The sequence below is a fragment of the Trichocoleus sp. DQ-A3 genome, from assembly GCF_039961975.1.
Classification (GTDB): domain Bacteria; phylum Cyanobacteriota; class Cyanobacteriia; order Cyanobacteriales; family FACHB-T130; genus FACHB-T130.
The window spans coordinates 26,021-40,187 of record NZ_JAMPKC010000003.1; the positions used below are offsets into that span (position 1 = coordinate 26,021).

Here is a 14,167-nt window from a genome sequence, read left to right on the forward strand (position 1 = left end):
CAGGGACACTGGAAGAGTGTCCCTGCTAAAAAGCTTAGAAGTTGTCAGTTATTTGGCGGCGGGTTTAATCCAGATATCTGTAAATAGTCCATCCTATCGATCAACCCGCCCATACAAGTCAGTTGCTGGTTTGAAAAGACGCCAATAATAGCGCGTCTTTTACTGATATCCGTTGTACGTTGTTTTTTCTTGTCTGCGATCGCTGACAACCAACCACTGACTGGTTTTCTTAATAGAGTTCTTCTTCTTGGTGGGTCATGATGGTGCAATCCGACTTGGGATAAGCCACGCAAGTCAGGACATAGCCAGCTTCAATCTGATCGTCATCCAGGAAAGACTGGTCAGATTGATCGATATCACCCTCCGTCACTTTGCCAGCGCAGGTTGAACAAGCACCAGCGCGACAGGAGTAGGGCAGATCGAGACCTTGATCTTCTGCGGCGTCAAGAATATAGACGTCGCCTTCAACTTCAATCGTGGTGTCCAGCCCTTCGGCTTCGTTAATTAACCTTACTTTATAAGCCATGTAGCGTTCCTCTCAAGTAGTCGAAATGGCAGTAGTAATTCAGAGTAGAGCGACCTTCCTCGCTAGACTAAGCTCAGGTAAAGGTTTGCTTACTAGGTTCACTTCCTCTTTAGATACTACGGGAAAAACCAGAGCCTTCAACACGAGATCAATAGATGGTGTGAATGGTATTCGTAATAAACTTTTAAGATTCAATCCTAATTACTTATACTTATCAATGGAATGGTAGACCAGTGATACGATGTTCAGCTGACAATTCCTCGAGAACATCGAGATACCTTCTTCGGGGTAAATATATTAGCTGTAATTATAGAAAGAATTAATAACAACAATTAATCTTTAAATTCAGACAGATGAACTGAAAAATTTAGAGATTAATCACCGGATAATTTTTTACTGTTAGCAACAACACATTTTTAAAATGCCAACATCAGTGTCTCATCCTGCGTGGTCTGGCAAGCTCCCAATCGGTGTCGGGCTGGTGGGAACCGGATATGCAGCTAAACTCCGGGCGCAAACATTTCAATCCCAAGATAGAACCCAGCTAGTAGCCGTTGCCGGACATACCCCGGACAGCACAAAGGAATTTGGTCAAACCTACTCTTGCCAAGCCGTTTCATCTTGGGAAGATTTAGTGGGGCGCGAGGATATCGATTTGATCGTCATCTGCACGGTAAACCAGCAGCATGGAGCGATCGCGCGTGCCGCACTTGAAGCTGGCAAACACGTTATTGTCGAATATCCCCTGTGCTTGGACGTTGCCGAAGCAGAAGCACTCATTGCCTTAGCACGCGATCGCAACCAACTCCTGCACGTCGAGCATATAGAAATTCTGGGCGGTTTGCATCAAGCACTGCGGCAATCCTTACCCGAAATTGGAGAAGTCTTTTACGCCCGTTACAGCACCATCAATCCCCAGCACCCAGCACCCCAGCGCTGGACTTATCACCCAGAATTGTTTGGTTTTCCTCTGTGCGGTGCCCTCTCTCGCATCCATCGCCTAACTGATTTGTTTGGAACTGTTGCTACCGTTAGCTGTCAAGCACGGTATTGGGGCGGGGGGGCGTTCTACGAATCCTGTTTTTGCACAGCCCAGCTAAAGTTTACTAGCGGCGTGGTAGCAGAGGTGATTTATGGAAAAGGGGAAAATCTCTGGCAACCATCCCGAAGTTTTGAGGTTCACGGAGAACAGGGGGGATTAATTTTCGATGGAGATGAAGGCAAGCTAATCAAAGAGAACGAGACAACACCGATTGAAGTGGGAGGGCGTCGGGGTTTATTTGCCAAAGACACCAGCATGGTTTTAGACCACTTGATTGAAGGCACGCCGCTGTATGTTACCCCAGAGGCTAGCTTATACGCCCTCAAAGTTGCCGATGCCGCCCGTCGTTCAGCAGAAACTAGGCAGACAGTTTTAGTTTAAGCGCTGTTAGGGTAGTCAATTAACTTTGTGTTAAGGCACTTGGCAACGCCAGCTCAACTTGAAGCGGATCTCTGCCAGATTTTATGAAAATATTGATGTTATTAGCTTTAAAAAAGTTTCTAATTTCTACTTGCGACTCGCTACATTTTTGAAACCGGCGACTTCCGCTAAAGTGTACAGGGGTCTGCCTTTAACTTCTTCATAGATGCGCCCGATATATTCTCCTAGGATACCGATACTTACCAGCTGCACGGCACCGAGAAAGAAAATTGCTACCAGAATCAGGGTAAACCCGGTTAAAGGAGAATTGGGGACAAAAATGCGCCAATACAGAACTAATATCGCCATCACTAGAGCGATCGCTGCCGCGAATAAGCCGACATAAGTAGATAGCCGCAGCGGTACTTTTGAGAAGGAGACTAATCCATTCACTGCCAATGACAAAGATTTACTGAAAGTGTACTGCACCTCGCCAGCAAAGCGGGGGTGACGCTCGAAGTAGACGGCGGTTTGGGGAAAGCCTACCCAAGAACGCAGTCCCCGGATATAACGATTGCGCTCAGGCATCGAATTAAGGATATCTGCGACTTGTCGATCCATTAGACAGAAATCGCCTGTATCGGTAGGGATGTCTACATTTGCCAGACGCTTGAGAAGACGATAAAACACATAGGCGGTGAAGCGCTTGAACCAGCCTTCTTTGTGGCGTTTGATGCGCTGAGCATAGACGACTTGATAGCCTTGTTGCCATTTTTCCACCATGTCTGGAATCAATTCTGGGGGATCTTGTAAGTCGGCATCAAGGATAACAATTGCTTCACCCCGAACAAAATTAAGACCTGCGGTGACAGCAATCTGATGACCGAAATTACGGGCAAGGCTTAAGTAGCAAACTCGCGGGTCTTTTTCATGCAATTCGCGCAGCATTTGTAAAGAGCGATCGCGACTGCCATCGTTGACTAAAATTAGCTCCGTTGGGGCATCTAGCCGCTCCATCACCGCACTCATCCGCCGATAAAGTTCGGGGATGCTTTTCTCTTCGTTATAGATGGGAATGATGAAGGAATATTTGGGGTTCATAATTAGCTGTTAACGATTCGCCAATAACTTTTAGTGAATCGCTGTCATTGGTCAAGTGTCATTACTTATTCGCTCTTCGTCAATCGCAAAGGACTGATGACTAAGTAGGATAACTGAATTTAATCCTGTCATTTTGTCGTTTGGATTGAGGGACAAAACCATACATTGATAAGGTTTGATGAGTAACGCTTAGTCGCCCTACTCATCCGGCAAATAATTAAGTCCCTCTATTTAATGACTAATCGCTAACAGCTACGAATTATCGTTCCAATTTGTTAGGAATGCCTTCGCAACCACCGGGAATTGTGGCTCTGGTTTTTTCGCCACCCCAAGCACAACAATATTGGCGCAGTTCTTCCGAGAGTCCCTCAACGTCGGTGAAGTCGGCATTTTCTACTACAGCGCCCGTATAAGCACCTGTTTTGTAGTTAGCGTAGGGAGGTTGAGTATGAGTGCGAGGGGTCGCAGTTTCCCCCGGACCATAGAACAAACGGGTGGCTTTGAAATCGGCACCGGCAAGATTCGCTTCATACAAGATGGTGCGAGAGAAATTAGCCTTGACTAAATCGCAATTGCTTAAGTTAGCACCAACAAGATTGGCTTCGCTTAAGTCTGTGCGGCGCAAGTCGGTGCCAGACAAATCTGCCTTCGCTAACATGACTCCTAAGTCGATAACGCGCACGCCGTTGACGCGGTCTTCTGCATAGCCTCCCAGTCCGTCAAAGATAGCTCGACCTAGGCGGCGATCGCGTTCTAGGGGAGTTAGCAATTTAGAACTGGACAAGAACCGCAGAATTTTGGCTTTCCCGCTGGCGTCTACACTGCTCAAGATAGCGGCGGTACGCCCTTCGGCTAGTAACCGCTCTTGAGGCCAATCTTCGAGCAATCCTTCTTCATCTAATACTAGGTCGGAGATGCCCTGAAAATAAGTATCGATCGTCTGCTGCTGAGTAATCAGGTTTTGCTGAATCGTCAGGGAGTTTTGCTGAATGGTCAAGTCTCTGGAAATAATGTACTGTCGCCACGCCACGTATACGGCGATGACGGCAATGAAAATTTGCCCTACAGCTCCTGTCCATTCTGCCAGGGAACCGAGTTCGTCCCATTTTTGCTGGTTTAACCACTTGCCGATGTTTTGGTTGATACCAGAGAACTTGAGCAAGCTGATGAGCGATAAAATTGTTCCGACGATGGCGACGATGACAGCTCGCTGTTTTGGCGGTAGCATCTCATCCAGCACGGGTTCCAAACCAAGCCATAGCATCCGCAGCGATACGACTAGCCCGACGATCGCTCCTGATATCCCGATCCAGAAGTTATTAATTGCTAACCCTAGGATGACTAAGGCGATCGCTATCAGGACGATAGGCGTTCCCTGCGGAACAACTGGATTCTTTTTAGACAGCACCAGCGATCGCGGCATGGTAGCCAAATGTTGCTCGTATTGGTTCCGTCCGGACGGTGTCAGCGATTGCATCTGCGACGGGCTGTTCACAGCAGGTCTGTTACCATTGCCACTATCTTGAGCGTTTGACGGTGAATTGGACTGGGAAGGATTAGGCTCTGTCGTCATTGTGTTAATTCGTCAAGCAGGCGCAGTAAACCCATGCTTTATGGTAGCGGCTGCGGCAGTCAACAAGATTTTATCTAATAGAGCAGGCAAGTGTTAAGGGCAAATGGCGCTGAATGCGATGGCTCTGTTTCCTCTTTTCCCTGTAGTTCGAGAAAGACGCGATCGCTATCATAAAACAAGTAATTCAACAGAAACCAGGAGAATAATTCATGAATACCCAATTAGTTGAATCCCTAGTCCAAGTTATTTTATCTCTGCCACCGGATGAGCGATCGCTACTTGAAGAAAAACTATTTAGCAATATACCCTACCCTTCAACCCTTGAATTAGCGCACCTTGTACAAAGCGGAGGAGCTTTTGATTTTCTCCACAATGAACCTGATATTTACACCCTCGAGGATGGAGAAGCAATCTAGTGAGACTTAAAAAAGGAGATATTGTCCTAGTTAATTTTCCCTTTACAGACTTAAGTACAACAAAATTACGTCCTGCGTTAGTGCTGACGGCAAGTTCTGCAATAGATGAAGTGACTCTTTGCTTCATTTCCTCTCAAAATGCCACCAGCTTAAGTCTTGAAGAATTTGCTCTCAATATTTCAGACGCAGAATTTTCCAGCACGGGATTGCGAGTTCTTCTAAAGTTAGGGTAACTCGAATTGCTACCCTTGAACGTAGATTAATCATCAGACGCTTAGGAGAGTTGGGTATTCTGCAAATGCAACAATTGAACGAAGTGATGATTCGGGCATTTCAAATAATGTAACTTGTGCAATCAGCAGCCAGAAATCCGCTGTTTTCTTTCCTCTGCGCCCTAGGGAGTCGTCTGGGGTTCGATAAAACCCTTACAACCCCAAATCTACCGCCACGCGATGGGCACAAGCAAAACCAGAAAATGCCACCGCGTTTAAACCCTGCCCTGGAAACGTACTGTCTCCCACACAATAAAGTCCCGAAATCGCAGTTCGATTGAATGGCATTCCCAATAGTCCTAATAACTTGTTTCTAGGAATTGGGCCATACGTACCATCTGCACGACCTAAAAAGCGCCGATGCGTGCGGGGCGTCCCGACTTCCAGATAATCTAACCCTGCATCTAAACCGGGGAAAATCTTCTCTAGCCGCTCAATGATTCGTCCTGCTGCCTCTTCCTTTTTCTGTTCATATTCGCTAGAAGAAAGTCCCTGCCAATTTTCAATCCAATCAGGGGTAAAGGCGTGCAGAATATGATGACCTTCTGGTGCTAAATCCGGATCGAGTAACGTAGGAATCGACAAAAAGATCGTGCCTTGCGCCGCTTCCATCTTCTGCCAATCTTCTAGCAAAATGTGGTGACAGTCCGTACCCAGTGGCAGCACATCTGCCTTAACGCCTAAGTGCAAACTTAAGAAACCCGGCGATTTTCGATAACGGTTTTGCCACTTCTTCTCAGCCGCTGGCATCTCTTCTACTGGCAGTAACTTCTCGAAAGTATCCCAGCGCGTCCCATTAGAAATAATCCGCTTGGCTCCATAGACTTTTCCATTTGCCAACTCGACGCCTACTGCTCGACCCTCTTGGGTAATAATTTTCGTCACCTTAGCTTTGTACTGAATCTGTCCCCCAGCTTTTTCCAGCCCCTCCACCAGTTTTTGGGCGATTTGTCCTACACCCCCTTTAGGATAGTTAATGCCGCCGTAGTGCCGGTCTGAGAACACCATCCCTGCATTAATCATCGGTGTCCGGTCAGCGGGGACAACTGACCAGCAGTAGCACTCCATGTCGATAAACTTCAGTAGCTGCGGGTCTTTGATGTATCGCCTTGCAATATCACCAGCATTTTGAGGCAAATACTTTACCAAGCCGAGACAGGCTAAGGGATGCTGAAAAAATGCCCGTGTCAGATACCGGGGTTCTTCCAACGACAGCAATTCCATCGCATTCAGGCAGTTGAAAACTTTCCAGCATTCGTCGTAGAAGCGTCGAATCCCTTCCCGTTCGTGGGGGAAGTAGGCAGTGAGTTCTTGCAAAAACTTCTCATAATTGCGATGAACTTTTAGATCCAAACCGGCGGGAAGATGGTAGTGAATCTGGACGGAATCGGGGATGGTTTCCAGACTGACATTCACAGCATCTAGAGCGCGGGTGAGCAGATTGGTGGTGCCCTGAGTCCCAAACCCAAAAATCATCGACGCCCCAACGTCAAATCGATACCCCTGCCGCTCAAAGTATCCGGCACTGCCACCTGGAATTAAGTAGCTTTCCAGTACAAGAACTTTAGCGCCTTTGGCTGCCAGTTGGGTGGCTGTTACCAGCCCTCCAATTCCAGAGCCAATCACGATGGCATCAAACGTTTGTGCAGATGGAGATTTAACGGTAGTTGAAGGCATGAGGCAGCAGTAAGGGAAAATTTTACTCATTTCAATCCCTATTAGGGAGTAACACAAAAATGCCCCGCTGCCAACAACTCAACCAATAACTCAAGCCCTTTGGTGTCTAATTTATCTCACCAGACTCATATGAGCGACTGCATGAGCTAAAGGCTGCTTTTATTGGGCTTGTGTCTTGCCTCTTAAAAAAAATGGGGACTAGCTTGCTACTGCTAACCAGCCCCACCTGCCGATCCTTAATGAGAGGAGAACACTGAAAATAAATATAGCCTTGTTGAAAATAGATGTCAATACTATTGCAAGTTATTTTCAATAGAAAAAACCAAGTTAGTTGGAATTGTGGGCTTTTCGTTACCCCACAAATGCTTTTGGCGTGGGGTTTGGTGACAAAGAAACCGAACCCAGATTGATTCTGGGTTTTCAGACATCCCAGGAGGTTCTATGATAGGTCAGGTCTTTGAGCTGGCATCTGACTGCCAAAATCGCAACTATGACTCTCCAACTGCGTGTCTATGTTCCTCCCCATCCACTGATTAAACATTGGTTGGCTGTTGCTCGTGATGCTGCGACGCCATCGGTGCTGTTTAAAAGCGCGATGACGGAACTGGGGCGCTGGCTGACTTATGAGGCAACTAGAGAATGGTTGCCGACGATAGAAACAACCGTACAGACGCCCCTGGCTGAATGTCCGGCTACATTTATCAATCCAGAGGTGCCACTGGTTGTGGTGCCGATTTTACGGGCAGGATTGGGGTTATTAGATGGGGCGCAGACGTTGCTGCCTTTGGCGTCGATTTACCATATCGGTTTGGTGCGGGATGAGAAAACCCTGGAAGTTAGCTGTTATCTGAATAAATTGCCGGAACGGCTTGACCCTCAAACGCGGGTTTTAATTTGCGATCCGATGCTGGCGACGGGTGGAACCATGATGAGGGCGATCGCAGAACTGACTCAGCGAGGCGTTGACCCAGCTTTAATGCGGATTATTTCGGTTGTGGCAGCGCCACCCGCTCTGCAACAGCTTTCTGTCGCGTATCCGGGTTTGATTGTCTATACGGCAATGATTGATGAGGGTTTGAACAGCCACGGGTATATTGTACCGGGGCTGGGAGATGCAGGCGATCGCACGTTTGGCACCTGACGCGGTATCCAAAGCGGTATCCAAAGCGGTATCCAAAGCGGTATCCAAAAGATGAGCAATCAAAGATGAAATCTGTGTTCAGATTTCTTACTTAGGACGACTGACAACTGAACAGATGACTCCTTAGACTGGTAGGCATCGAGGTCAGCAAAAAGTTAACCTGAAAACAGTTGCAACAAGAAAAAAAACAACGGTAATTTTAAGATGAGTCAGCGCGATAGTTTTGGCAGTGGATTTCTGGCTGGAACGATAGTTGGCGGTCTAGTCGGTGGAATTGTCGGAGCGCTGGTTGCTTCTGGACGCGCGTCCGAAACTGACACAACTGACGCCTCTCTGCTCAATCCTGGCTCGTCAGAAGCGAAGTTGAGCAAGGGGAAAAAGCGTCAGCTAAAGGATTCAGAGAGTATTGAATTTGCACGGCGAGGCTTAGAGGATAAAATTGCTCAGTTAAATGCAGCAATTGATGAAGTCCGGACACAGCTAGGCAATGTAAATGGCAAAAGTACAGAACTAGAGCGGGAGCGATTTTCTTCCTCAGATACAGCACGAATTTCTGAAAGGGGTCGTTCCCTAGGAACATCGCTTAATCAAGATTCCTAAGTTTCAATCCGGTAAATCCGTTAAACTGTCTTCAAGTTTCAAGCGTTCACCAATTTTAACAAGGAACCTTCAACACCGATGAATTCTTCAGCCGAATTACTGATCAATACGATCTCCACTTTTCTGAACATGTATATGTTCATATTGATTGTACGGATTCTTTTAACTTGGTTTCCGACAGTCAATTGGATGAACCAGATAGCTTCCACCCTGAGTCCAATTACAGACCCTTACCTCAACCTTTTTCGCTCGATTATTCCTCCGTTGGGTGGTCTGGATATCTCCCCGATTTTAGCGATTTTTGTGCTGCAAATTCTGGCTGGATTGTTCTCCAGTATTCAATTCACTCCGGGTTTTTAGGGTCAAAGGATTTTAGATTTGGATTTTGGAGTGAATCTATAATCTAAAATCCTTGCAATCAGATGTTAACGGCGGACTTATTAACGGCGGACTTGTTAACGGCGGACTGTACCGTTAAATCCAGCGGCTTTGAATTGCTTGAGCTGCAAGGGTGTCGGTTGATTTGCAGCAACCGAGATCCTGAGTTCAAAATCGCTGACTCCAGGCGGCACTTCTTCGATCGAACCGAGGCGCGTTCGGTTTTGCATTACCGAGTCGCCATTCGCGTCGTAAATGCGACCAAAAATATCGGCGTTGTAGACATATTTATCAGAGTCATTTTGAGCTTTGCCGGTAACTATGTAGCAACTCGCGGCTCTGGAAGCGCCAGTACTCATAACCGCCCCATCTGCTAACTCGGATGGGCAGTCATGGTAGGAAAGTTCAGACAGTTTAATCTGTGTCAATGCCAAAGCCGGAGGAGTAAACAGCAAGTTCACAACTCCGATAAGGCAAGAGATGAAAAAAATAGACACAGCTCGAAATCGCATAAACCGTACCATGACTTCAGGTTTTTTGGGAACTTCACCCCTCAGCTTAGCGCGAATCTAGTCAAACAGGAGCTTCGGGATATCTTGACAATTCTGCGATAATAGGGGATCGCCCTTAATGAGCGCTCTAAGTCTGGGCATTCCCACTCAGAATCACCGAGATAGCTCTGCTGTGTGGCGATCCATTCCAAAGTAAGGAATTGATTGTGACCCGATCTGAGATTGAAGCGGCACTGCAAGCAGCATTTAGTCTATGTGAGGAGGCTGTATATCCTCTCAGCGATATGCAGAAGCAAATTCTGCTGCAAGTTCTTGTCAAGGAACTGCTGGGTGCCCAAGGGGAGAACCCGGCGAGTGGTGATGAAAATGCCGATGGTGCGAATCCATTGGAGGAACTTACAGCAGAACAAGTCAAAGCTTTACTGCAATTTGTCAAGGAACAAGAAAGACAAAATCGCTCTTGGAAGATTACGTTACTCAATGACTGGTTGAATAATCAAGATTCGGGAGCGATGCAATTTTTACGCGATCGCTATGGCTTTGGGTGGCTCTATCGCATTCAGCCGGTTCATCTGGCTGAGTATTATGAGCGGGAAGGCAAGCAAGGGTTAAAGCTGAAAGTAGGCGATCGCATTGAGGTTTCTAATGGTCTGTGGGAGTGGGTGCAAGAAAACGGCCCCTGTAGCCGCGAATGGTTTCCCTGCACGGTGGTTGGGGTTTACGAGACCACAGAGAGCGGGGTCTCTCATACTAACTGCATTATCCGGTTTGAGAATGGCAGCGAGTATGAGATTCAAGGCATTTACGAATGGAATCGTTTTAACTGGCAATGGCCCAAAAATTAGAGATTCCGATTCTTGTAAAGATTAACCGCAAACTCATCCAGAATCGTGGTTCCCGATAGCTGCTGCGTTTGCGCCAACTGGTAACGAGATTGCAAAACTCGCTGGATTTCCTGCTGAATTTGCTGTTTTTCTGCCTCCGTTTTGGGAGCCTTATTCACAGGACGAGCGCTCTCTAACCAGAGAATCCGAGGATATTGCGTTGCTTGTCCGCTTGTCAGAACTTTTTCTAAAGCAGGTGCAAGGTCGGCAGGATGCTGTGCTAATAGCTGAACCGGGGCAGTGGGAGGAAGATAATAAGCCAAACGCAGAATGTGACCCCAAGCGCGGGAGTTCATCACGATTAAAGTTGGCGTTGTAGGTTCCTGTTGAATCAAATCTGCTATCTGATGGAACATCGAGCGGTTTCTCGTGCTGAAGTCCCCGATGCTGATGCCCAGATACAACAGCAGCAAACCTGCTACCGCTACTCCGCGCCAGCGTCCCGCCGCCCGTTCCAGCCATAAAGCAATTAATAGCAAGCATCCAGGCAAAACAAAAATCAGTGCCCTTCCACCGCCAAAGCCAATCGTGTATTTGCCAGCGAGAATATCCACTGCAAATGCAATGCACAGGGGCAAAATTCCCAGTGACAAAGCCATGAATAAGGTACGACGCTTTGCTTGCCGCCAGAGGCTAAAGGTACACCCGGCTAGCAACAAAATTATCAGGCACCCTGCCACAATCGCGAGGGTCGCTTCTGCGGGAGTTTTGACGACATCTCCCACCCAGTCTCCCAGTAACAAGTGACTGCTCAAGGTTTGGGTAACATCTGCGAAATGATTTCCCTTGGAAAACTGATTGCCCACTTCACCCAGACGCCCCTGCTTCCGAGTTCCCCAAACAAACCAAGGCATCCACAGCAATACACTCGCCCCCAAACGCAATCCGTGCTGCCACCACCGCCGCCGGTCAAAGATGAGGACAAAGATGCTTAGGGTCATCACCCAGTAGACAAAAAGATACTGCGTCAGCAGTCCAGCAGCGACTGAAACAATCAGAATCGCACTCCAGAGAATCGATGAGCGGTTGCTGGGATGATGGGATGATGGCGTGGCGTCTGGTTCAATTTCCCACTCGGAGGCTCGGACACTCTCTGTTGCTCCTTTTGTGTCAACCAGATGCAGCATTGCCCAGGTGCTGAGAATCGTCCATAAAATCAGCGGGCCATACATCCGGGCATTTAAAGAGTGGAATAAATAGAAAGGATTTGTACCGAGTAAGGCAGCAAAAATCAGTCCGCCGCGATGTCCCATCACAAAACGTCCTAATCCGTAAGCACCGCCAATTGCACCTATACTCAGCAATGCGCCCAGACCTCGTAAGGCAGCTTCGCTATTGCCAAATAGCTGTAGCCAGAAGTACAGGCTGAAATAAGAAAGGGGCGGATGGACATCGCCCAAGATACCTTTATAGACATCTTTGATCGTTCCTACGACATCACCGGCTCGTGGGATCAATAAAGCGCTGTAGTCCCGCAGGTTGACGGGTTGCGCTCCCGGAGCTTGATAGTCAACGCCGTGACCGCTGGCGAGGATCAGGGATAGAACTTCGTCGTACCAAAATTCTCGGCTGCCTAGATAGATAATTCTTAACAAAACAGCGATCGCGATCGCGCCTAGGAGCAACATCTCCAGCGACAACCAGCGCCGCGATGATTTAGGAACTGTGAAGCTTCGGCTCATAATATTGACGAAATTAGAATTTAGGTTAAAGTGCAGTCAAGTTAGGTGAAACTTGACATATATTAGCTTGTCTTTGTTTTTTTATGTCTTTAGATATTGACCCAGTAGAACTCTCTGTGGTAGTACCGCTTTACAACGAGGAGGACAATATTGACTACTTGTTTGAGCGGCTGCTATCGGTACTAGAAACCGTAAATACAACCTACGAGATTGTTTGCGTCAATGATGGCAGTAAGGACAATACCCTGAAGTGTCTAATTGAGCATCATTATCGTAACCCAGCGATTAAAGTCGTCAACTTGTCCCGCAACTTTGGCAAAGAAGTCGCCCTCAGTGCCGGACTTGACTATGCTGCGGGTGCTGCGGTAATCCCAATTGATGCCGACTTGCAAGATCCGCCAGAGTTAATTAAGGAACTGGTAGACAAATGGCGCGAAGGCTATGATGTCGTTTATGCAACTAGGCGATCGCGTGATGAAGGTTGGCTGAAAAACTCTACAGCCAAGGCTTTCTACCAGATCATTGGCAAGATGAGTCGCGTCCCCATCCCCCGCAATACCGGAGACTTTCGGTTGCTCGATCGGCGTGTGGTAGAAGCTATCAAGCTACTGCCAGAACGAACCCGATTTATGAAAGGACTCTTTGCTTGGGTGGGTTTCAAGCAAACCTCGGTTTTATTCGATCGTCCCCCACGTTATAAGGGAACCACAACGTGGAACTATTGGCGTCTGTGGAACTTTGCCCTAGATGGGATTACTTCCTTTAGTTTTCTCCCTTTAAAAGTATGGAGTTACGTGGGCGTTACGATATCTTTTTTGTCATTTATTTACGCTAGCTTTTTATTCTTCCGCACTTTAATTTATGGGATCGATCTTCCTGGTTATGCTTCCATCATGGTGGCGGTGTTATTTCTGGGAGGTATCCAGTTAATAACACTGGGAATCATTGGCGAGTATCTTGGTCGTGTCTACGAAGAAGTCAAAGGACGTCCGCTTTATTTAGTGCGCGAAGCTTATGGTTTCAAAAGTCAGGAACTAACCGAAAAGCGTCACAAGTCAGAAGTCAGCACTCAAGAGTCTTTAGTAATATCCGAAGAACGAGTGAGCAAAGACTAATCAAGAACAACTCCGGACTTACACGCTGAAAGCTTGAAATCTAGATCCCCCTAATCTCCATTAAAAAGGGGGAGAACTGGAAAAGTCCCTCAATTTATCGAGGGATTTAGGGAAATCTCTGCGTAAGTCCTATTACTAATGACAAATGATTAATGGCTAAAAACAAAGGAGTTTTTGTTGAACGCTAAAAGTGGCATTTTCTTATTGACTGCCGTCTGCATTGTAGCGACGGGACTCGCAGTATATTTTTTGGGAGGCATCGATCCAGCTCAACTCCAAACATGGCTGAATAAAGCTGGCATCTGGGCACCAATTATTTATATCGTTTTCTATACCTTGGCGACACTGTTAATCTTGCCTTCTACAGCACTAAATCTTACCAGTGGCGCAATTTTTGGTCCTTGGTTGGGGACGCTTTGGACGAGTATTGCCGCCGTGATTGCGGCTGTAGTGGCTTTTGCATTTACGCGCACAGTGGGGCGTGAATTTGTCGTTCAAAAGTTGGGTGGACGCTTGCAAGCGATTGATGCGGAGATGATTCAGGGTGGCTTATTCTATATGTTTGCCATCCGCCTACAACCAATTATTCCCTATGGCCTAGTTAATTTTGCCGCTGGTTTGACTTCAATTCGCTTTCGGGATTATCTACTAGGAACCATTCTGGGAACCATCCCCGGAGTGTTGCCATTTGTAATGTTAGGGAGTTACGGCTTACGGGCGCTAAAAACGGGTGATTTCTTGCCCTTAATTGGTGCCTTGCTATTAATTGCGATGTTGGTTGGGGGCGCGACTTGGTATCGTCGTCGCCGTACCGATCCTCGAAAAGCTTTAGAGGAGATCGAACGGAAGCGCCTTCAAAATCCTTTAGATAAAGCAGACGAGTAGCGA

General features: G+C 47.2%; 14 protein-coding genes and 1 pseudogene. 9 read left to right on the forward strand and 6 right to left on the reverse strand.

What is annotated here, in order from left to right:
* Nucleotides 1-229 precede the first annotated feature (229 nt).
* A complete protein-coding gene (locus tag NDI44_RS06480; protein ID WP_190410460.1) occupies nt 230-526 on the reverse strand; it encodes a ferredoxin in 297 nt (98 codons plus the stop codon).
* A 421-nt stretch (nt 527-947) separates the two neighbouring features.
* Between NDI44_RS06480 and NDI44_RS06485 the strand changes: the two genes are divergently transcribed.
* A complete protein-coding gene (locus NDI44_RS06485) occupies nt 948-1,949 on the forward strand; it encodes a Gfo/Idh/MocA family oxidoreductase (protein WP_190410461.1) in 1,002 nt (333 codons plus the stop codon).
* Nucleotides 1,950-2,075: 126 nt separating this feature from the next.
* Here NDI44_RS06485 and NDI44_RS06490 read toward each other — a convergent pair whose 3' ends face one another.
* The gene (locus tag NDI44_RS06490; RefSeq protein ID WP_190410462.1) at nt 2,076-3,029 is read right to left on the reverse strand and encodes a glycosyltransferase family 2 protein; all 954 of its coding nucleotides are present in this window, start codon (nt 3,027-3,029) and stop codon (nt 2,076-2,078) included.
* A 259-nt stretch (nt 3,030-3,288) separates the two neighbouring features.
* Nucleotides 3,289-4,602: a pentapeptide repeat-containing protein gene (locus NDI44_RS06495; protein WP_190410463.1), complete on the reverse strand. Its 1,314-nt coding sequence runs from the start codon at nt 4,600-4,602 to the stop codon at nt 3,289-3,291.
* Nucleotides 4,603-4,811: 209 nt separating this feature from the next.
* Between NDI44_RS06495 and NDI44_RS06500 the strand changes: the two genes are divergently transcribed.
* Nucleotides 4,812-5,018 (forward strand): hypothetical protein, encoded by a 207-nt coding sequence (locus tag NDI44_RS06500; RefSeq protein WP_190410464.1) that lies wholly within the window; start codon nt 4,812-4,814, stop codon nt 5,016-5,018.
* A pseudogene (locus NDI44_RS06505) lies at nt 5,018-5,364 on the forward strand (type II toxin-antitoxin system PemK/MazF family toxin). The gene NDI44_RS06500 and the pseudogene NDI44_RS06505 overlap by 1 nt, the downstream one beginning before the upstream one ends.
* A gap of 79 nt (nt 5,365-5,443) precedes the next feature.
* On the opposite strand, the gene crtH reads toward NDI44_RS06505, so the two are convergent.
* Entirely contained in the window at nt 5,444-6,967 is a 1,524-nt protein-coding gene (crtH, locus tag NDI44_RS06510) for a carotenoid isomerase (RefSeq protein WP_190410891.1), read from the reverse strand.
* Nucleotides 6,968-7,457: 490 nt separating this feature from the next.
* On the opposite strand from crtH, the gene upp reads away from it, so the two are divergent.
* The 3 genes from upp (at nt 7,458) to NDI44_RS06525 (ending at nt 9,068) form a co-directional block, all read left to right on the forward strand.
* Nucleotides 7,458-8,108 (forward strand): uracil phosphoribosyltransferase, encoded by a 651-nt coding sequence (gene upp, locus NDI44_RS06515; RefSeq protein ID WP_190410465.1) that lies wholly within the window; start codon nt 7,458-7,460, stop codon nt 8,106-8,108.
* Between the two features lie 204 nt (nt 8,109-8,312).
* Nucleotides 8,313-8,708 carry a hypothetical protein gene (locus NDI44_RS06520; RefSeq protein WP_190410466.1) on the forward strand — a complete coding sequence of 132 codons (396 nt, stop codon included), beginning with the start codon at nt 8,313-8,315 and terminating at the stop codon, nt 8,706-8,708.
* Between the two features lie 78 nt (nt 8,709-8,786).
* On the forward strand, nt 8,787-9,068 hold the full coding sequence (locus NDI44_RS06525; protein ID WP_190410467.1) for a YggT family protein: 282 nt from the start codon (nt 8,787-8,789) through the stop codon (nt 9,066-9,068).
* Nucleotides 9,069-9,163: 95 nt separating this feature from the next.
* Here the strand turns inward: NDI44_RS06525 and NDI44_RS06530 are convergent, their stop codons facing one another.
* Nucleotides 9,164-9,598: a hypothetical protein gene (locus NDI44_RS06530; RefSeq protein ID WP_190410892.1), complete on the reverse strand. Its 435-nt coding sequence runs from the start codon at nt 9,596-9,598 to the stop codon at nt 9,164-9,166.
* Between the two features lie 206 nt (nt 9,599-9,804).
* Here NDI44_RS06530 and NDI44_RS06535 point away from each other — a divergent pair, with 206 nt between their 5' ends.
* Nucleotides 9,805-10,443: a hypothetical protein gene (locus NDI44_RS06535; protein ID WP_190410468.1), complete on the forward strand. Its 639-nt coding sequence runs from the start codon at nt 9,805-9,807 to the stop codon at nt 10,441-10,443.
* On the opposite strand, the gene NDI44_RS06540 is transcribed toward NDI44_RS06535, so the two are convergent.
* On the reverse strand, nt 10,440-12,164 hold the full coding sequence (locus tag NDI44_RS06540; protein ID WP_190410469.1) for a glycosyltransferase family 39 protein: 1,725 nt from the start codon (nt 12,162-12,164) through the stop codon (nt 10,440-10,442). The genes NDI44_RS06535 and NDI44_RS06540 overlap by 4 nt on opposite strands.
* Nucleotides 12,165-12,247: 83 nt before the next feature.
* Between NDI44_RS06540 and NDI44_RS06545 the strand changes: the two genes are divergently transcribed.
* Both NDI44_RS06545 and NDI44_RS06550 read left to right on the forward strand, forming a co-directional pair.
* Nucleotides 12,248-13,279: a glycosyltransferase family 2 protein gene (locus tag NDI44_RS06545; protein ID WP_190410470.1), complete on the forward strand. Its 1,032-nt coding sequence runs from the start codon at nt 12,248-12,250 to the stop codon at nt 13,277-13,279.
* 174 nt (nt 13,280-13,453) lie between these two features.
* The gene (locus tag NDI44_RS06550) at nt 13,454-14,164 is read left to right on the forward strand and encodes a VTT domain-containing protein (RefSeq protein WP_190410471.1); all 711 of its coding nucleotides are present in this window, start codon (nt 13,454-13,456) and stop codon (nt 14,162-14,164) included.
* Nucleotides 14,165-14,167 lie beyond the last annotated feature (3 nt).

Excerpts from the sequence above, each read along its gene's own strand:
- NDI44_RS06480 (WP_190410460.1), bottom strand. The coding sequence starts at position 526 with ATGGCTTATAAAGTAAGGTTAATTAACGAAGCCGAAGGGCTGGACACC.
- NDI44_RS06485 (WP_190410461.1), top strand. The coding sequence starts at position 948 with ATGCCAACATCAGTGTCTCATCCTGCGTGGTCTGGCAAGCTCCCAATC.
- NDI44_RS06490 (WP_190410462.1), bottom strand. The coding sequence starts at position 3,029 with ATGAACCCCAAATATTCCTTCATCATTCCCATCTATAACGAAGAGAAA.
- NDI44_RS06495 (WP_190410463.1), bottom strand. The coding sequence starts at position 4,602 with ATGACGACAGAGCCTAATCCTTCCCAGTCCAATTCACCGTCAAACGCT.
- NDI44_RS06500 (WP_190410464.1), top strand. The coding sequence starts at position 4,812 with ATGAATACCCAATTAGTTGAATCCCTAGTCCAAGTTATTTTATCTCTG.
- crtH (WP_190410891.1), bottom strand. The coding sequence starts at position 6,967 with ATGCCTTCAACTACCGTTAAATCTCCATCTGCACAAACGTTTGATGCC.
- upp (WP_190410465.1), top strand. The coding sequence starts at position 7,458 with ATGACTCTCCAACTGCGTGTCTATGTTCCTCCCCATCCACTGATTAAA.
- NDI44_RS06520 (WP_190410466.1), top strand. The coding sequence starts at position 8,313 with ATGAGTCAGCGCGATAGTTTTGGCAGTGGATTTCTGGCTGGAACGATA.
- NDI44_RS06525 (WP_190410467.1), top strand. The coding sequence starts at position 8,787 with ATGAATTCTTCAGCCGAATTACTGATCAATACGATCTCCACTTTTCTG.
- NDI44_RS06530 (WP_190410892.1), bottom strand. The coding sequence starts at position 9,598 with ATGCGATTTCGAGCTGTGTCTATTTTTTTCATCTCTTGCCTTATCGGA.
- NDI44_RS06540 (WP_190410469.1), bottom strand. The coding sequence starts at position 12,164 with ATGAGCCGAAGCTTCACAGTTCCTAAATCATCGCGGCGCTGGTTGTCG.
- NDI44_RS06545 (WP_190410470.1), top strand. The coding sequence starts at position 12,248 with ATGTCTTTAGATATTGACCCAGTAGAACTCTCTGTGGTAGTACCGCTT.